The 16,876-nt window shown below is 71.4% G+C and carries 15 protein-coding genes; 6 read left to right on the top strand and 9 right to left on the bottom strand.

The features are described 5' to 3' along the window. Nucleotides 1-68: 68 nt before the first annotated feature. The 3 genes from LN042_RS23690 to LN042_RS23680 form a co-directional block, all read right to left on the bottom strand. Nucleotides 69-644, bottom strand: a complete 576-nt coding sequence (locus tag LN042_RS23690; RefSeq protein WP_230053337.1) for a TerD family protein — start codon at nucleotides 642-644, stop codon at nucleotides 69-71. Between the two features lie 213 nt (nucleotides 645-857). Next, complete coding sequence (locus tag LN042_RS23685; protein ID WP_230053336.1) at nucleotides 858-1,316, bottom strand: peroxiredoxin; 459 nt, start codon at nucleotides 1,314-1,316, stop codon at nucleotides 858-860. A 439-nt stretch (nucleotides 1,317-1,755) separates the two neighbouring features. Continuing rightward, nucleotides 1,756-2,187: a DUF3052 domain-containing protein gene (locus tag LN042_RS23680; RefSeq protein WP_230053335.1), complete on the bottom strand. Its 432-nt coding sequence runs from the start codon at nucleotides 2,185-2,187 to the stop codon at nucleotides 1,756-1,758. Between the two features lie 475 nt (nucleotides 2,188-2,662). Here LN042_RS23680 and aceE point away from each other — a divergent pair, with 475 nt between their 5' ends. The 3 genes from aceE to LN042_RS23665 all read left to right on the top strand — a co-directional run bounded on the left by aceE (nucleotide 2,663) and on the right by LN042_RS23665 (nucleotide 7,728). Further along, a complete protein-coding gene (aceE, locus tag LN042_RS23675) occupies nucleotides 2,663-5,413 on the top strand; it encodes a pyruvate dehydrogenase (acetyl-transferring), homodimeric type (protein ID WP_230053334.1) in 2,751 nt (916 codons plus the stop codon). 237 nt (nucleotides 5,414-5,650) lie between these two features. Next, nucleotides 5,651-6,340 carry a TetR family transcriptional regulator gene (locus LN042_RS23670; protein WP_230053333.1) on the top strand — a complete coding sequence of 230 codons (690 nt, stop codon included), beginning with the start codon at nucleotides 5,651-5,653 and terminating at the stop codon, nucleotides 6,338-6,340. A gap of 215 nt (nucleotides 6,341-6,555) precedes the next feature. Then, entirely contained in the window at nucleotides 6,556-7,728 is a 1,173-nt protein-coding gene (locus LN042_RS23665; RefSeq protein ID WP_230053332.1) for an alpha/beta hydrolase, read from the top strand. A gap of 19 nt (nucleotides 7,729-7,747) precedes the next feature. Here LN042_RS23665 and LN042_RS23660 read toward each other — a convergent pair whose 3' ends face one another. Further along, nucleotides 7,748-8,761, bottom strand: a complete 1,014-nt coding sequence (locus tag LN042_RS23660) for an aldo/keto reductase (RefSeq protein WP_230053331.1) — start codon at nucleotides 8,759-8,761, stop codon at nucleotides 7,748-7,750. Beyond that, nucleotides 8,758-9,339, bottom strand: a complete 582-nt coding sequence (locus LN042_RS23655; RefSeq protein WP_372495802.1) for a MerR family transcriptional regulator — start codon at nucleotides 9,337-9,339, stop codon at nucleotides 8,758-8,760. The genes LN042_RS23660 and LN042_RS23655 overlap by 4 nt, the downstream gene beginning before the upstream one ends. A gap of 112 nt (nucleotides 9,340-9,451) precedes the next feature. On the opposite strand from LN042_RS23655, the gene LN042_RS23650 reads away from it, so the two are divergent. Then, on the top strand, nucleotides 9,452-10,291 hold the full coding sequence (locus tag LN042_RS23650) for a serine hydrolase domain-containing protein (RefSeq protein WP_230053330.1): 840 nt from the start codon (nucleotides 9,452-9,454) through the stop codon (nucleotides 10,289-10,291). 115 nt (nucleotides 10,292-10,406) lie between these two features. Here LN042_RS23650 and LN042_RS23645 read toward each other — a convergent pair whose 3' ends face one another. From LN042_RS23645 to LN042_RS23630, 4 genes are all read right to left on the bottom strand, one after another. Next, on the bottom strand, nucleotides 10,407-11,336 hold the full coding sequence (locus LN042_RS23645; protein WP_230053329.1) for an SGNH/GDSL hydrolase family protein: 930 nt from the start codon (nucleotides 11,334-11,336) through the stop codon (nucleotides 10,407-10,409). Between the two features lie 403 nt (nucleotides 11,337-11,739). Then, entirely contained in the window at nucleotides 11,740-13,080 is a 1,341-nt protein-coding gene (locus LN042_RS23640; protein ID WP_230053328.1) for a collagenase, read from the bottom strand. Between the two features lie 8 nt (nucleotides 13,081-13,088). After that, on the bottom strand, nucleotides 13,089-14,258 hold the full coding sequence (locus LN042_RS23635) for a M9 family metallopeptidase N-terminal domain-containing protein (RefSeq protein ID WP_230053327.1): 1,170 nt from the start codon (nucleotides 14,256-14,258) through the stop codon (nucleotides 13,089-13,091). Between the two features lie 131 nt (nucleotides 14,259-14,389). Further along, the gene (locus LN042_RS23630) at nucleotides 14,390-15,400 is read right to left on the bottom strand and encodes a LysR family transcriptional regulator (RefSeq protein WP_230053326.1); all 1,011 of its coding nucleotides are present in this window, start codon (nucleotides 15,398-15,400) and stop codon (nucleotides 14,390-14,392) included. A 151-nt stretch (nucleotides 15,401-15,551) separates the two neighbouring features. On the opposite strand from LN042_RS23630, the gene LN042_RS23625 reads away from it, so the two are divergent. Together LN042_RS23625 and LN042_RS23620 are read left to right on the top strand one after the other, a co-directional pair. Continuing rightward, nucleotides 15,552-16,241, top strand: a complete 690-nt coding sequence (locus LN042_RS23625) for an HAD family hydrolase (RefSeq protein WP_230053325.1) — start codon at nucleotides 15,552-15,554, stop codon at nucleotides 16,239-16,241. 5 nt (nucleotides 16,242-16,246) lie between these two features. Further along, entirely contained in the window at nucleotides 16,247-16,873 is a 627-nt protein-coding gene (locus LN042_RS23620; protein WP_230053324.1) for an HAD family hydrolase, read from the top strand. Nucleotides 16,874-16,876 lie beyond the last annotated feature (3 nt).

The following is a 16,876-nucleotide window of genomic DNA, read 5'->3' as shown; positions in this document are numbered from 1 at the left end:
GGGCACGGGCGGTCAGAAAGCCGATGGCCCGCCACCTGGGCGGGCCATCGGGTGAATCCGGTCGGGGATCAGACGTTCACCCCGAAGTCCTGGGCGATCCCGCGCAGACCGGAGGCGTAACCCTGGCCGATCGCGCGGAACTTCCACTCGGTGCCGTTGCGGTAGAGCTCGCCGAAGACCATCGCGGTCTCGGTGGAGGCGTCCTCGGAGAGGTCGTAACGGGCGATCTCCTGACCGCCGACCTGGTTGACCACCCGGATGTAGGCGTTGCGGACCTGGCCGAAGTTCTGCCCGCGGACGTCGGCGTCGTAGATCGAGACCGGGAAGACGATCTTGGCCACGGTGGGCGGCACGGTCGCCAGGTCGACCTTGATGACCTCGTCGTCGCCCGCACCGTCACCGGTCAGGTTGTCGCCGGTGTGCTCGACCGAACCGTCCGGGCTCTTGAGGTTGTTGAAGAAGACGAAGTCGCTGTCCTTGCCCACCTTGCCCTGCTCGTTGCAGAGCAGCGCGCTGGCGTCCAGGTCGAAGTCGGCACCGGTGGTGGTCCGGGCATCCCACCCCAGGCCGACCAGAACGGCCGTCAGGCCCGGCGCCTCCTTGGTCAGCGAGACGTTGCCGCCCTTGCTCAGGCTCACACCCACAGGTCCTCCATGAAGCTGTCGTCGTTCGGGTCGCGTCCCGTCGTGCCGTGCGGGCCCTCTGATTCGCCCAACGGGCCGATCGTAGTGCTGGTTCCCGCCACGGGAGTTGGTGCCACGGGGATTTCACGGGCCGCCCGGACGGGGCCACCGCCCGGACGCCACGGCCCGGTGCACCGGGGGCTTCCCCCGGCGCGCCGGGCCGTGGCGACGCGCTCAGAGCGCGTCGATCGCCGCCAGGTACTCCTTGGTGTCGCGGGCGTCCGGCAGGCCGTTGACGACCGTCCAGCGCACCACGCCGGCCTTGTCGATCACGAAGGTGCCGCGCACCGCGCAGCCCTTCTCCTCGTCGAAGACGCCGTAGGCCCGGGAGACGGTGCCGTGCGGCCAGAAGTCCGACAGCAGCGGGTAGTCCAGGCCCTGCTGCTCGGCGAAGACCCGCAGGCTGAACGGCGAGTCGTTGGAGACCGCCAGCACCTGCACGTCGTCGTTCTGCAGCCGGGGCAGCTCGTTCTGGATCTCGCAGACCTCGCCGGTGCAGACACCGGTGAAGGCGAACGGGTAGAAGACCAGGACGACGTTCTTCTCGCCCCGGAAGTCGGAGAGCTTGACCAGCTCGCCGTGCTGGTTCTTGAGCTCGAAGTCCGGAGCCTGGGTGCCGACCTCGATGGCCATGGTGAGGACCTTTCGTCACGGGTCTCGTTGGAACCCCGCGGGTCACACGGAGCCCGCAGGGTGGCGGCGGCGCTACGGCCGGTCGCGGGCTCATCCTCGCATCCGGCGGACCGGTTTCGGCCTAACGGGTGACTCGCGAGGGGCCGCGGCGGGTGGTTTCGCCGGAGGCGAACACTAAGAGAGGCAGCGCCGGAGGCGAACACCAAGAGGGGCAGTGCCGGAGGCGAACACCAGAAGGGCCGGCAGCGGAGGCGAACGGCACGGCGGGCCGCCACCGGCGGCGAAGAGCGCGGGGGCCGCCACCGGAGGCGGACCCCGGCGGCCGGCCCGGCCCGCGGGCGCCCCCGGGAACCCCGGCCCACGGGCGCCCCCGGGAACACGGACGGCCCCCACTGGAGGTGACTCCAACGGGGGCCGGATCATCGACCGTCGCGGCGACTCAGCGCTTCTTGGCAGCCTTCGGCGTGGCCAGGCGAGTGCCCGCCCAGTCGGTGGCGACGGTGATCGAGCTGGTCTGGGAGAGACCCGCGGTCTTCGCGGCTTCGGCGATCTCGTGGGCCTCGATGTGGCCGTCGCGCCCCTTCTTCGGCGTCAGCAGCCAGATCAGACCGCCCTCGACCAGGTACTCCTGGGCGTCGACGAGAGCATCGGTCAGATCCCCGTCATCCTCGCGGTGCCACAGCAGGACGGCGTCGGCGACGTCGTCGTAGTCCTCGTCGACGAGCTCCTCCCCGGTGATCTCCTCGATGCCCTCGCGGAGGTCCTGGTCGGTGTCATCGTCGTACCCGAGCTCCTGGATGACCTGACCGGGCTCGAAGCCCAGCTTGCTCGCCGGGTTGGACTTGTCCGCGGGGTCCGCGGTCGCGCTCACGGGAATAACCTCCAGTATTTCGGCCCGGCGTCGATGCCAGGGCTGTGGCCGTAGTCCACACGGGCGCGGCGGTTCGCGCAAGTACCCGACCCCCGATCCCACCCAAAGGTTGACGTGTCGCCCCAAGACACGCCGTGGCCTGTGCCGGGAATCACACCGATTTGCCCTTTTGTGGGCCGTTCGCCCATGCTGCGGATGCCCGGCGGCGGAGGGCCGAGATCGGGTCGCCGCGCCCGCCATGCGAACGGCATTCGAGTGCATGCCGATCACGGGCGTACAGTCTTCTGTTGGCCCTCACTCCGGCGGACCCACGGTGGACCGCCGGACCGCACGCCACCTGACCGGGTTCCCCAATGGCAGACAACCAGCGGGGACGATGGTTACCGATCGGTAGAGATGACGGATCTCCGAGCGCGGTAGCACGATGGAGGCGGCGCGACAACACCACAGATTCGTCCGACAGTGAAGGAACAGCGTGGCTTCCGGATCAGATCGCAATCCGATCATCATTGGCGGCCTTCCGAGTCAGGTCCCGGACTTCGATCCCGAGGAGACCGCGGAATGGCTCGAGTCGCTCGACGCGGCCATCGACGAGCGGGGACGTGAGCGCGCCCGCTACCTGATGCTCCGCCTGATCGAGCGCGCCCGCGAGAAGCGCGTGGCCGTGCCCGAGATGCGCAGCACGGACTACGTCAACACGATCGCCACCAAGGACGAGCCGTTCTTCCCCGGCAACGAGGAGATCGAGCGCAAGGTCCTCAACGCGACCCGCTGGAACGCGGCCGTCATGGTTTCGCGCGCCCAGCGCCCCGGCATCGGCGTCGGCGGCCACATCGCCACCTTCGCCTCCTCCGCGTCGCTCTACGACGTCGGCTTCAACTACTTCTTCCGCGGCAAGGACGCCGAGGGCGAGTCCGGCGACCAGATCTTCTTCCAGGGCCACGCCTCCCCCGGCATCTACGCCCGCGCCTTCCTGCTGGACCGACTCTCCGAGCAGCAGCTCGACGCCTTCCGCCAGGAGAAGTCGAAGGCCCCCTTCGGCCTGTCCAGCTACCCGCACCCGCGGCTGATGCCGGACTTCTGGGAGTTCCCGACCGTCTCCATGGGCCTCGGCCCGCTGGGCGCGATCTTCCAGGCCCGGATGAACCGCTACCTGGAGCACCGCGGGATCAAGGACACCTCCGACTCGCGCGTCTGGGCCTTCCTGGGCGACGGCGAGATGGACGAGCCGGAGTCGCTGGGTCAGCTCTCCCTGGCCGCGCGCGAGGGCCTGGACAACCTGACCTTCGTGGTCAACTGCAACCTGCAGCGCCTCGACGGCCCGGTCCGCGGCAATGGCAAGATCATCCAGGAGCTGGAGTCGCAGTTCCGCGGCGCCGGCTGGAACGTCATCAAGCTGATCTGGGACCGCACCTGGGACCCGCTGCTGGCCCAGGACCGCGACGGCGTCCTGGTCAACAAGCTGAACACCACCCCGGACGGCCAGTTCCAGACCTACGCCACCGAGTCCGGCGCGTACATCCGCGACCACTTCTTCGGCGGCGACCTGCGGCTGCGCGCCATGGTCGAGGACATGACCGACCAGCAGATCCAGCACCTGGGTCGCGGCGGTCACGACCACCGCAAGATCTACGCGGCGTTCAAGGCGGCCACCGAGCACAAGGGCCAGCCGACCGTGATCCTGGCCCAGACCGTCAAGGGCTGGACCCTGGGTCCGAACTTCGAGGGCCGCAACGCGACCCACCAGATGAAGAAGCTGACCGTCGAGGACCTCAAGCGGTTCCGCGACCGGCTGCACCTGCCGATCACCGACAAGCAGCTGGAGGAGGGCTACCCGCCCTACTACCACCCCGGCCGCAACTCGGAAGAGATCCAGTACATGCACGACCGCCGGCAGGAGCTCGGCGGCTACATGCCGACCCGCAAGGTGCGCCCGCGCCAGCTCGTGCTGCCCGGCGACGACGCGTACAAGGCGGTCAAGAAGGGCTCCGGCCAGCAGACCATCGCCACCACGATGGCCTTCGTCCGGCTGCTCAAGGACCTGATGCGGGACAAGGGCATCGGCAACCGCTTCGTGCCGATCGCGCCGGACGAGTACCGCACCTTCGGCATGGACTCGCTCTTCCCGTCGGCCAAGATCTACAACCCGCTCGGCCAGACCTACGAGTCGGTCGACCGCGAGCTGCTGCTGGCCTACAAGGAGTCGCCGACCGGCCAGATGCTGCACGACGGCATCTCCGAGGCCGGCTGCACCGCCTCGCTGATCGCCGCCGGTTCGTCCTACGCGACCCACGGCGAGCCGCTGATCCCGGTCTACGTCTTCTACTCGATGTTCGGGTTCCAGCGCACCGGCGACCAGTTCTGGCAGATGGCCGACCAGCTGGCCCGCGGCTTCGTGCTCGGCGCCACCGCCGGCCGCACCACGCTGACCGGTGAGGGCCTGCAGCACGCCGACGGCCACTCGCACCTGCTGGCCTCGACCAACCCGGCCGTGGTGGCCTACGACCCGGCCTACGGGTTCGAGATCGCCCACATCGTCCAGGACGGTCTGCGCCGGATGTACGGCTCCTCCGCCGAGCACCCGCACGGCGAGGACGTCTTCTACTACGTGACGGTCTACAACGAGCCGATCGTCCAGCCGGCCGAGCCGGAGAACGTCGACGTCGAGGGCATCCTCAAGGGCCTCTACCGGTACCGGGCCGGCGAGGCCGGCCAGATCCCGGCGCAGATCCTCGCCTCGGGCGTCGCGGTGCCGTGGGCGCTGGAGGCGCAGCGGATCCTCGCCGAGGAGTGGAACGTCAAGGCGGACGTCTGGTCGGCCACCTCCTGGAACGAGCTGCGCCGCGACGCGGTCGCCACCGAGGAGTTCAACCTGCTCCACCCGGAGGAGCCGCAGCGGGTGCCGTACGTCACCCAGAAGCTGCAGGGCGCCGAGGGCCCGTTCGTGGCGGTCTCCGACTGGATGCGCGCCGTGCCGGACCAGATCGCCCGCTGGGTGCCGGGCGACTACCAGTCGCTGGGCGCCGACGGTTTCGGCTTCGCCGACACCCGCGGTGCGGCCCGCCGGTTCTTCCACATCGACGCGCAGTCGGTGGTCCTTGGCGTGCTCACCGAGCTCGCCAAGCAGGGCAAGATCGAACGCTCCGCGCTGAAGGAGGCGATCGACCGCTACCAGCTGCTCGACGTCGCCGCCGCTCACCCGGGCGAGGCCGGCGGCGACGCCTGATCCGCGCCGCCCCCTGACGCCTGAGGGCCGGCTCCCCGTCTTCCGGGGGGCCGGCCCTCGGCCGTTCGGTCCGCGACCGCCCGCTGATCTCGGGTCGGTGCCGCCGCTTCCGGTGGTGGCGCCCGGTCCTGCCCGTCCCCACGAGCGCGTAGGCCTGCGGGCGCCACCGGGGAAAATTATGACAGTGGCTGACAGCGAACCTTCAGGGGGTGGGGCCGGAGGCGATATCGTGAGGGCATGGGCTCGACCTCGACAGCTGCGCCGGCTGCGGCACCCGGCCTGCGTGAGCGCAAGAAGCAGCGCACCCGGGACGCCCTGGTGGACGCCGCACACCGGCTGTTCCTCAGCCAGGGCTACGCGCGCACCACGGTGGACGAGATCGCCGCGGCGGTCGACGTCTCGCAGCGGACCTTCTTCCGCTACTTCGCCAACAAGGAGGAGGCCGCGCTCGCCATCCTGGCCGACGCGGAGGAGTACTTCATCGAACGCCTCGCCGACCGTCCGCCCGAGGAGCCGCCGCTGCTCGCACTGCGGATCGCGGTCTGCGCGGCGTGGCGCGACCTCAGCACCGAGGACTACCAGCAGGGCTCCCGGGGCGTCGGGGCCGCCCTGGAACTGCTCCGGCTGATCGAGTCGACGCCCAGCCTGCTCGCCGCCCAGCTGCGCCGCTCCGCCGAGCAGGAGCAGCGGGTCGCCGCGATCCTGGCCGCCCGGCAGGGCGTGGACGCCGTTCAGGACCCGCGCCCCCGGCTGCTCGCCGCCGTCTTCGGCGCGGCGGTCCGCACCGCGCACCTGGCCTGGTCCACCGCCGGCGACCGGCAGCGCGAGGAGGGCCCGGAGGGCATGATCGCGGTGATCGAGGCGCAGCTGGACCACCTGGGCCCGGCGCTGGTCGCCGGCCACTGGTCGTCCGACACCGGCCACTGACCCTGACCCTGCGTCACCAGGTGACTGACACTGCGTCGAGTGACTCCGCTACTCTGTGACTTCCACGTGTCACCTGCGACACACCTGGCCGGCTTCACTGTGATCCAACCCACAGTTCGACTGGGCTCCATCGCCCGTTACGCTGGCCGCTTGTACCCAGTCGTGCCCCGCGCGGCGGTCCCCGACCAGCCGTCGTACCACCAGGAGTTGAGGCGATGCAGCGCCGCCGGCTGAAGCGCGTGATGATCGGCGCTTTCGCGGCCTGCGCGGTGCTGGCGGACGCCGGCAACGCGGCGGCCCAGGCGACCCGCTCCAACGAGCAGGTGGCGATCACCACTCCGCCGGCCGGCGCCGCCGCCTGGGTGCAGGACCACTCACTGGGTCGCGCCCTGCCCGATCCGGCCGGTGCGGACGCCGCCGGCGTGGCCGCCTTCTTCGCCTCCCTCACCCCCGCCCAGCAGCAGCAGCTCGCGCAGACCTACCCCCTGGTGGTCGGCAACCTGGACGGCGCCCCGCTCCAGCTGCGCTACCAGGCCAACCACATCGCGGTGCAGAACGAGCTGGACCGCGCCGTGGCCGCGAGCACCGACAAGAAGCTGCACGCCGACCAGCGTGCGCAGGCGGTCACCCGGGCCAACGACACCCGCCCGCTGCTCGCGCCGGGCCGCCAGATCCTGGCCTTCGACCCGCGCGGCCGGGGCCTGGTCACCGAGGTCTTCGGCGACCTCGCCGCCGCCAAGCGGATCTCCGTGGTGGTACCGGGCTCCGACAGTGACCTCGGCCACCACGATCCCCAGGACCGCCCGCTGCAGAGCACCGCCGGCATGGCCCGCGCCGTGCAGGCCGAGGAGCAGCGGCTCTCCCCCGGCACCCCGACCGCGGTGATCGCCTGGACGGACTATGTCAGCCCGTTCGGACTGGGCCCGGACGCCGTGACCTCCCGGCTGGCCGACGCCGCCGCGCCGCGGCTGCTGCGCTTCCTCGACGGACTGCACCAGACCACCGCTCCGGCCGCCCCGCCGTCGCTGATCTGCCACTCCTACGGCAGCGTGGTCTGCGGTGAGGCGGCGCCCAAGCTGCGCGGCGCGACCACCGACATGATGATCCTCGGCAGCCCGGGCATGAACGTGGACAACGCCGCCCAGCTCGGCACCGGCGTCCAGGTCTGGGCCACCCGCAACCCGGCGGACTGGATCGGCAACGTCCCCTACCTGGAGGTCGGCGGCCTCGGCCACGGTGCCGATCCGACCAGCCCGGACTTCGGCGCCGAGCGCATCTCCTCCGCCGGCGCCGTCGGCCACGCCGGCTACTTCGACCCGGGCACCGACAGCCTCTACAACTTCGCCGCCATCGCGCTGGGCGACTACCAGGACGTCAAGTACAGCTGAGCCCGCGCGTGAACCGGCGTCACTCGCGCCCGGCGAAGGTGGAGTTCATGTCGGCGTAGCGGTCGCCCGTCACCTCGCTGCCGATGTGCTCCAGGCGGGCCAGCTCGGCGTCGGTGAGCTTCAGGGTGGCGCCGGCCACGTTCTCGGCCAGGCGGGTGCGCTTGCGGGTGCCCGGGATCGGGACGACGGTCAGGTGGTGCACCTGGGCGCGCTGCTGCACCCAGGCGAGCGCGACCTGTGCCGCCGTCACCCCGCGCTCGGCGGCGATCCGCTGGATCGGCTCGATCAGCGCGGCGTTGGCGGCCGCGTTGTCGCCGGTGAAGCGCGGCTGGCTGTGCCGGAAGTCGCCCTCGGTCAGCTCCCCGGCGTTGGCGAACGAGCCGGTCAGGAAGCCGCGGCCGAGCGGCGAGTAGGGCACCAGGGCGACGCCCAGCGCGGCGGCGGCGGGCACCACGGCCCGCTCGACGTCGCGGGTGAACAGCGACCACTCGGACTGCACGGCGGCGATCGGGTGAACCGCGTGCGCCTCGCGCAGCTCGGCGGCCGTCACCTCGGACAGGCCCAGGTGGCGCACCTTGCCGGCCTGCACCAGCTCGGCCATGGCGCCGACCGACTCGGCCAGCGGCACCGCGGGGTCGCGGCGGTGCATGTAGTACAGGTCGATCACGTCGATGCCCAGGCGCTTGAGCGAGCCGTCGACGGCCTGGCGGATGTAGGCCGGGTCGTTGCGGACCTTGCGGTAGGTCGGGTCGTCGGCCTTGCGCTCGATGGCGAACTTGGTGGCGATCACCACCTGGTCGCGGTTGGCCCGGACGAACGGGCCGATCAGCTCCTCGTTGGCGCCGGAGCCGTACATGTCGGCGGTGTCGTACAGGGTGACGCCGGCCTCCAGCGCGGCGTCCAGGGTGGCCAGTGCCTCGGTGGTGTCGGTCGGACCGTAGAACTCGCTCATGCCCATGCAGCCCAGGCCCTGGACCCCGACCAGCGGGCCGCCCTTGCCGAGCTCGACGGTGGGGAGCTTGGTGTTGCTCATGCGCTAACTGCCTTCCCGGAGTTGCTGTTGTTCGCGTAGTCGCTGTCGTTCGTGTTGCCGCTGTCGTTCGTGTTGCCGCTGTTGTGCGTGTAGCCGCCTTCGTGCGCGCTACTGCTGCCGTCCTGGTGTGCGTCGCAGTTCTCGGGTGCGTCGTCGTTCGTCGGCGCGTCGCTCGCGGTCAGGTGCGCGCCGTAAAAGTCGATCTTCCAGTCCAGCACCGCGAGGCTGGCGTGCAGGTCGGCTATCCGCTCCCGGACCTCGGCGCGGTGCTCGATCAGCAGGTCGCGCCGCGCGTCCATGGTCCCGGGGCCCTCACGGACCATTTCGATGTAGCGGACCATGTCCGCCACCGACATGCCGGTCAGCCGCAGCCTGCCGAGGAACTCCAGGCGGGCCAGGTCGGCGTCGCTGTAGCGGCGGCGGCCGGCGTGCGTGCGGTCCACCGGATCGAGCAGGCCGATCCGCTCGTACCAGCGCAGCGTGTGGGCGGTGAGCCCGGTCAGCTCGGCGACCTCGCTGATGCTGTGCAGCGGCGCTCGCTCGGCGTGGTCGAGCGCCGCCAGGAGTTCCGCGCTCATCGGTCACTTCCCCTGGTCCGTGCGGTGTTGACGTCCTTGACGCTAGCGAGTTGGAGTGCACTCGAAGCAAGCGCAATCCGGGAAATCCCTCCTTCGCATTACAGTGCAGGTCATGCAGAGCGTGCGGATGATCGAAGACTGGCCGGTCGAGACGGCTGCGGTGGCAGTGGTGCGGGGCGCGGACGGCGCGCTGCTGGGGGCGCACGGCCCGCAGCGGCACCGCTTCCAACTGGCCTCCGTGACCAAGCCCCTGACCGCCTACGCGGCGCTGGTCGCCGTCGAGGAGGGCGTCTTCGAACTGGACGACCCGGCCGGCCCGGACGGCTCGACCGTCCGCCACCTGCTGGCCCACACCTCGGGCCTCGCCTTCGACGAGCGCCGGGCGATGGCCGCCCCGGGGACCCGCCGCCTCTACTCCAACGCCGGCTTCGACGTCCTCGCCGACACCATCACCAAGGCGTCCGGCATCCCGTTCGAGCGCTACGCCGCCGAGGCGGTGTTCCAGCCGCTGGGCATGGCGGACACCGCGATCGACCCGGCGCACCGCAGCCCGGCCGGCGCCGGCGGCGTCTCCACGGCCGCCGATCTGGCCGCCTTCGCCGCCGAGTTGCAGGCCCCGCAGCTGCTGCACCCCTCCACGGTGGCCGCCGCCACCCTTGAGGTGTCCTTCCCCGGCCTGAGCGGGGTGCTGCCGGGCTTCGGCCACCAGCGGCCCAACGACTGGGGTCTCGGCTTCGAGATCCGCGACGGCAAGTCCCCGCACTGGACGGGCGCCGGCAGCTCCCCCGCCACGTTCGGGCACTTCGGCCAGTCCGGCACCTTCCTCTGGGTCGACCCGGTGGCGGGCGTGGCCTGCGTGGCCCTCGCCGACCGCGACTTCGGCCCGTGGGCGGCCGAGGTGTGGCCGGCCTTCACCGACGCCGTGCTCGCGGAGCTGCGCGGGCAGCGCTAGCAGTGCCAACAGCACCGACGGCGCCGACAGCACCAACGGTCACGGCGCGGGCGGCGGTCCGTGGATCCGCGCCCGCGCCGTGACCGGCTCTCGGCTGCCGTCGGCGGCTGGGGGGTCAGCCGAGGCCGAGCGTGTCGGCGGCCTGCTCGGCCATCGCGGCCTCGCCCAGGGCGTTGGGGTGGACGGGCACGTAGTTGGTGCCGAACAGCACCGGCTCGATCCACCGGGTGCCGATCGGCTGGCAGGCATCGTGGCCGTCGGAGGCGGCGGACATGTCGACGTACTTGACGCCGGTGGCGGCGGCGGCCCGCTGGACGGCCGAGTTGAGGTGCGCCTCCAGGTCGCGCAGGTAGGGGATGTCACCGGCCGCGATGGGCATCTTGGCGAAGCAGCCGGGCACCGCCTGGCTCGGCACGATCCACGGGTAACCGAGGATGGCCACGCGGGCGTTGGGTGCCTTGGCCCGGACGGCGCCCAGCGCCGACACCAGCGCCGGATAGGTGCTGTTGTCGATGGTGTTGTCGAAGCTGGAGCCGTAGAGGGTCTGGCACGGGTCGCCGAAGCCGAGGGTGACCACACCGGCCGAGCCGCACGCCAGGATCGCGTCGATGAAGACGCCGCTGTCGTTGCCGCCGATGGTCATGGTGACCAGACCGGTGTCGGCGTTGAGCGCGTCCAACTGCGGGGCGACGCCCGGGTACTGGGAGCCGGTGAAGTCCTTGGTCTGGGCACCGCCGCAGGTGACGTCGGTGAGGTTCAGACCGGCCTCGGCTGCCAGGTCGTGCGGGTAGTTCACGCTGGAGCGGGCGCACTCCAGCGGAGCGCTCAGGTCGAGCGGCAGAACGCCCGACCCGGCGCTGTAACTGTCGCCGAGGGCAACGTAATTGACGGCCGAAGCGGCCTGGGCCCGGGCCGGCAGCGCGAGGCCGAGGCCGGCCAGGGTGGCGGACACCACGACGGCCGCCCCGAGACGGCGTGCGCGGGAGAGACGGCGGGCGAGACGGCGTGCGCGGGCGGGACGGCGTGAGCGGGCACGGAGGGACATGCGGGGGCTCTCCTTGAAACCAGGGGTGGGGGCTGCGCCAAAGAGAAGGACCGACCGGGCCGTGGGGGCGGCAGGGCCGGGATTCCGCGAGGTTACTGGCCGGGAAGTTACCCACTGGTCGGATACGGGTCAATGACCCTCACACGCTTTGGTACAGCGCAGCGCAACCGCCCACCGGCTCGGCACGGCCGCAGACGCGGGCTCAGCCGCACGCGCCTGCCTGACGGGGACGCGCCCGGCGCGGAGCGCCCGGTGGCTCGGCGCCACCAGGCGCGCATGGTTCCAGGTGTTCCGGGGGGCGGACGCCGACGCACGCCGATCGGCGACCTCACGGCGCAGCCCGGCCCCCGGTGGCGTTGCTGCCGCCGGGGGCCGGGCCCGCGCCTTCAGTCCGTACTGCGGATCAGTAACTGGCGCTCACGGAAACCCCGTTGAACGCGGTTGCCCCGTACAGGGTGATGTAGCGGTACCCGGCCGTCTTGTTGGTGACGGTCAGGGACTGCACCGTCCCGGGACGGGTGGAGGCGGCCGAGTGGTGGGACTTCGTCGCCCAGCCGCTCGCGCTGTAGTAGAGGTACGCCGTTCCGCTGCCCCCCGAGGTGCTGACCGTCAACCGGGTCGTGCCGGCGGGCAGGTAGATGTACAGGTAGTCCTGGCCGCCGGCGGCGGCCGACTGGTCGGCGCGGTAGCAGTTCCGGTCCAGCAGGCGCTGGTCGGCGCCGGTGCAGGCGGCGGTGTCGCTCACCGTGACCCGGGCCGTAGTCGTGGCCGTGCGTCCATTGCTGTCGGTGACGGTCAGGGTGGCGGTGTAGCTGCCCGGCTTGGCGTAACTGTGCGTCGGGTTCTCGGTATTGGCCGTGGCACCATCACCGAAGTTCCAAACCCAGCCCGTGATGCGGCCGTTGCCGGTCTCGGTGGACTTGTCCGTGAAGGCCACCGAGAGGCGGTCGATCGAGGTGCCGAAGGCCGCCGTCGGGCTGCCGCTCCCGGTGCTCGAGAGCCCGTCGAGCCACCTGGCGAAGTCGGCGTCGTACGTGGTCCCGAGCGAGTTGTAGACGGCGTACCCGCCGGTGTAGTCGCCGGTCCGGAAGTGCCCCAGCATCGCGTGCATCACGTCGGGGTGGCGCTCCCACATGTAGCGGACCGCCAGGTAGCCCCACGGGTAGGTGCGGGTCGTGTCGCTGTTGCCGTAGGTGTTCTGGAAGAGGGTGCTCAACGCGTAGGTGTGCTCGGGCGCGTCGGCCAGTGCCTCGGTGTCCGGGACGCCCCGGTAGGTGTAGGAGGTGTACTCGGCGATGCCCTCGATCCACCACACGTCCGGCACGGCGGTCTCGGCCGTGAAGTCGCCGCGGGTGTTGTACACGGCGTCGAGGTAGTGGGTGAACTCGTGGTTGAGGTTCCAGATGTTCGCGGTGAAGTCGGTGGCGTAGGGCGCCTGGTACATCACCGAGAAGGCGGCGTTGCCGGGCCGGCCGGGATCACCGGTCTCGGTGATGCCGCCGTTGTCGGTGTCGATGCCGTAGATCGCGGGTCCGTAGATCTGGTAGTCCTGCCGACTGGCGAACACCACCATGGTCTCACCGGTGATGGTCTGGCCCCGGATCGGACCGGCGGCCCGCACCAGGTTCTGGAACCACGGGACTTGCTTGGCCAGGCTGTCGCAGACCGCCGCGAGCTGGGTCGCGTCGAGGGCCTGCGCCGCCACCGTGATCGTCGGGGTGCAGGTGCGCGAGTCGGTCAGCACGGCGGCCTTCAGACGGTCGGGCAGGTCGCAGGTGCGTACGTGGCACAGTTGGTCGCGTCGAAGTCGGCGCTCTGCTGGGCCACGGCGACCCAGAGCGCGGCGGTCGGCCCGGTCATCCGCGCCGTCCGCAGCATGCCGAGCATCATCGGCCGGACGGTGGACTGCAGTGCGGGGAACTGGATGTAGGCCGCCAGGTCCTGGCCGGCACCCGACACCATGAAGGTGTTGTCGCCGCCGAGCATGCCGGTGTGGCCGAGCACGAACGCATCGAGCGTGTTGACCAGGCCGGAGTCGCCGGTGACGGCCGTGACGAACGCGGGGTTGTTCGCCGCCCGCCAGAGCGCGCTGTTGACGTCGTAGACGACGGCGTCCATGGCGGGGGACACGTCCCAGGAGCTGTTGTACGCGTTGTAGAGGCGCTGGTAGACGTCCAGGTAGTGCTGGTGCAGGTTGGCGCTGTCGGTGAGGGTGACTGTCTCGCCCAGGACGGCGCCGTTGGCGTCCGTCACGTCCCGCGAGTGCGGGCTCGCGAAGAACGCGTCCATGGCCGCCGTCACCGGCGCGGTCAGCTTGTCGTCGTACGGGCCGACGTCGCCCGCATCGTAGAACTGCACGTAGTAGGCGGCGCGCAGGTAGAGCACGAGTTGCTGGATGCCGGCGGAGTCGTCGCCCTTGTAGGCGGCGGCCACGGTCGTCAGGGCCTGGGCGACCGGGATCGCCTGGGACTCCTGGAACACTCCGTGCGCGTCCCTGCCGGTGAGCGCGAACAGGGTGTTGACGCAGTCGGTGGTCGACGACTCGAGGTACGAGGCGAGTGCCGCACCGGTACGGCTGCTGAAGTCGGCGGGGGTGCACGACTGGGCGGCCGGGTGGGCCGCACGGTGGGCCTGGTCGGCCGTTTGGGGCGTCAGGCTGGTTCGGGCGGGCGGAAGTTGGGCGGGTGACAGGCGGCCGGTCTGGAGGGCGTCCCGGTCGGTGCCCGCGTCCGAGATGCCGACCGGTGCGTAGGCGGCCGGGGGCCGGGCGTGGCCCTGGGCGGGCACCGCTGCCACCCTGGCCGCGCCGGTGGGTGGGGCCGAACCGGGCGGGGCGGCGGGTGCGGTTCCGGCTCCGAGGCCGAGCAGGGTGGTGGCGGCCAGGGCGGCCGCGAGGCTTCTGAGGGTGGGTCGGCGCGACATGGCGCTCCTCGAGGGACGTGTGCGTGGGGGATGTGCGGCACCGGAGCGTGCAGGCTCCGCTGCTGCACGCAGACTTCCATCGAGCGGAAGGCTGGGGAATGCCCTGGGACACAGCACTTGCGGGCTCCTGGTCATAACACCGAGCTGTTGCGGCGCTCTCGCCAGTCGGCCTCGACGGCCGTCCTCACCTGGTACGTCCGCTTGATCCAAGCCTGGAAGTGCGGTGCCTGAGCGAGCAATTGGCGGTGGGCGGCGACCGCTGAGGCGCGGAGGACCTCCAGTACCGGCCTGGTCACGGCTTCCGGCTGCCAGGCGAGCAGGTGTCGGCACCAGAGGGGGGAGCCCGCCAGTGGCTTGACGAGCACGCCCGGGATCGCCCGCACGGTGGCGTGGGTCACCGTAACGCCCATCCCCTGGGCCACCATGAGTTGGAGCTGCTGCTGGTCGCCGAGGTAGTCGTGCACGGCCGCGGGGGTGAACCCGTCCGCCGCGCAGGCGTCGTGGAGGGCGGCCGGCCACCCCGCGCCGTTGTCCGGCGTGAGGAACCAGCTGTCCTCGGCGAGTTCGGCGAGTCGCACCTCCAGCCGGTGGCGCAGTCGGTGACCGGCGGACATCGCGATGAACAGCGGCTCGGTGGCGACGCACAGGTGTGCGAGCGAGGGGGCCAGGCGCTGGGCCCGCCCCGGATGGTCGACGCCGAGCACCACATCGACGGCACCGCGCTCCAGCAACTCTGCGGCCGTCGCGGGCCGGTGAACGCTGGTGACGTTCAGCGGCAGCTCACCGAGGCGATCGCGGACCCGGGTCACCAGGCCCGCCAGGAGCGGCGATCCGGTGGTGGCCAGTCGCAGGGATCGGGGACGGTCGGCCTCTTGCGCCGCACCGGAGGCGGCGTGACCGCCGATGGCTCCGACCCGGGTCACCACATCGCGAGCCTGTGTCACGATGGCGGCGCCGTAGCCGGTCGGTTCGATGCCGCAGGCGGTGCGCCGGAACAGGGGCTGGCCGAAGTGGGCCTCGATGCGCTGGAGTTGTCCGCTCAGGGCCTGCTGCGAATAGCCGAGCAGGCCGGCCGCGCGGCCCACGCTGCCGCAGTCCGCCATCGCGCAGAGCATCTGCAGGTGCCGCAGTTCGAGCCTCAAGTGCCTTCCCTCCGTCAGCCGTGACCGTCGGCCACGGTCCAAACCCCACCTTTCGGGAGACGCGCGGGCCGAGGTCGGATCACGGAAACTCCGCACGCACGCCGCTGCGGGTGTGGTCGACCGGATGCCATCGCGGCGCTAGGCTCGCCGCATGATCAGGGGTGTCCTCTTCGACTTCTCCGGCACGCTCTTCCGCATCGAGTCCACCGCCGAGTGGCTCGACACCTGCACGCGTGCGGCGGGGCTGGACCTTCCCGACGGCGAACGCGCCGATCTGGTGCGCCGCTTGGACCGGTTCGGAGCGCTCCCCGGCGGACCTGGGCCGCGCGAGGTGCCCGAGGCCATCGAGCCGCTCTGGGCGGCGCGTGACCTGACGTCGGATGAGCACCGGGCCGCCTACACCGCGCTGGCCCGGGCGGCCGAGCTGCCGGTCGGCCTCTCGGCGGACGCACTCTACGACCGCCACAGGTCGCCGGCCGCCTGGCAGCCGTACCGCGATGCCGGCCCGACCCTGCGGGAGCTGCGGCGGCGCGGGCTGCCGATCGCCGTGCTGAGCAACATCGGTTGGGACCTGCGGCCGGTGTTCGTCTCCCACGGCCTGGACGGACTCGTCGACGACTACCTCCTCTCCTTCGAGCTCGGCGTGCGGAAGCCCGATCCCGCGATCTTCCAAGCCGCCTGCGACCGGCTCGGTCTGGCGCCGGCCGACGTACTGATGGTGGGCGACCAGCCGGCCGATGCCGCGGCCACCGCGATCGGCTGCCGGCACTTCCCGGTCGACGACCTCCCCGTCACCGAGCGGCCCGCCGGACTCATGCCGGTCCTCGAGCTGGTGGGCTGATCCGCGTGGGCCGCCCGGCAGTTCTGATCGACATCGGCGGCGTCCTGAGCCCCGATCACCTTGCGGCCGTCGCCGACGACTGGGCCGGTCGGCTCGGTCGCACCCCCGCCGAGGTGATGGCGGCCCTCTACGGCGGCAATGACGACCAGATCCTGATCGGCCGGGTGAGCGAGGACGCCTGGTGGGGAGTGGTCGCCGAGCGACTGCGGCTCGGACCGGCGCAGTCCGGCGCCCTCCGAGCGGATGTGACGCGCGGCCATGCCTGGGACCCCGAACTGGTCGCCGCCGTGCGCGCCCTGCGTCCGGCCGCGCGCACGGCGATCGTCAGCAACGCCTGGCCCTCGATGCGCCCCGCCCTCCAACACGCCGGCCTGCTCGACCTGGTGGACGCCGTCGTCCTCTCCTGCGAGGTCGGCTGCGCCAAACCCGACCCCCGCATCTACGAGTTGGCCCTGCACCGCCTCGCCGCCGCCCCTGCCGACGCACTCTTCATCGACGACACCCCCGGCCACGTCACCGCCGCCCGCGCCCTCGGCCTGGCGGGCCATGTGCACACGGACACCCCGGAAACCCTGCGCCGCATCGCGGAGTTCGTGCGCGCCCGGGGAGGCGACGCAGAACTGCGGCGGTGAACA

The sequence above is a fragment of the Kitasatospora humi genome (genome assembly GCF_020907985.1).
GTDB classification, from domain to species: Bacteria; Actinomycetota; Actinomycetes; order Streptomycetales; family Streptomycetaceae; genus Kitasatospora; species Kitasatospora humi.
The sequence above is the reverse complement of the archived record's forward strand: the minus strand, read 5'-3'. Positions and strand labels throughout refer to the sequence as shown.

What these genes read in the sequence shown, in the direction of transcription:
- LN042_RS23665 (WP_230053332.1), top strand. Translation starts at nt 6,556, where the DNA reads ATGCAGCGCCGCCGGCTGAAGCGCGTGATGATCGGCGCTTTCGCGGCC.
- LN042_RS23660 (WP_230053331.1), bottom strand. Translation starts at nt 8,761, where the DNA reads ATGAGCAACACCAAGCTCCCCACCGTCGAGCTCGGCAAGGGCGGCCCG.
- LN042_RS23635 (WP_230053327.1), bottom strand. Translation starts at nt 14,258, where the DNA reads ATGTCGCGCCGACCCACCCTCAGAAGCCTCGCGGCCGCCCTGGCCGCC.
- LN042_RS23655 (WP_372495802.1), bottom strand. Translation starts at nt 9,339, where the DNA reads ATGAGCGCGGAACTCCTGGCGGCGCTCGACCACGCCGAGCGAGCGCCG.
- LN042_RS23625 (WP_230053325.1), top strand. Translation starts at nt 15,552, where the DNA reads ATGATCAGGGGTGTCCTCTTCGACTTCTCCGGCACGCTCTTCCGCATC.
- LN042_RS23685 (WP_230053336.1), bottom strand. Translation starts at nt 1,316, where the DNA reads ATGGCCATCGAGGTCGGCACCCAGGCTCCGGACTTCGAGCTCAAGAAC.
- LN042_RS23645 (WP_230053329.1), bottom strand. Translation starts at nt 11,336, where the DNA reads ATGTCCCTCCGTGCCCGCTCACGCCGTCCCGCCCGCGCACGCCGTCTC.
- LN042_RS23670 (WP_230053333.1), top strand. Translation starts at nt 5,651, where the DNA reads ATGGGCTCGACCTCGACAGCTGCGCCGGCTGCGGCACCCGGCCTGCGT.
- LN042_RS23650 (WP_230053330.1), top strand. Translation starts at nt 9,452, where the DNA reads ATGCAGAGCGTGCGGATGATCGAAGACTGGCCGGTCGAGACGGCTGCG.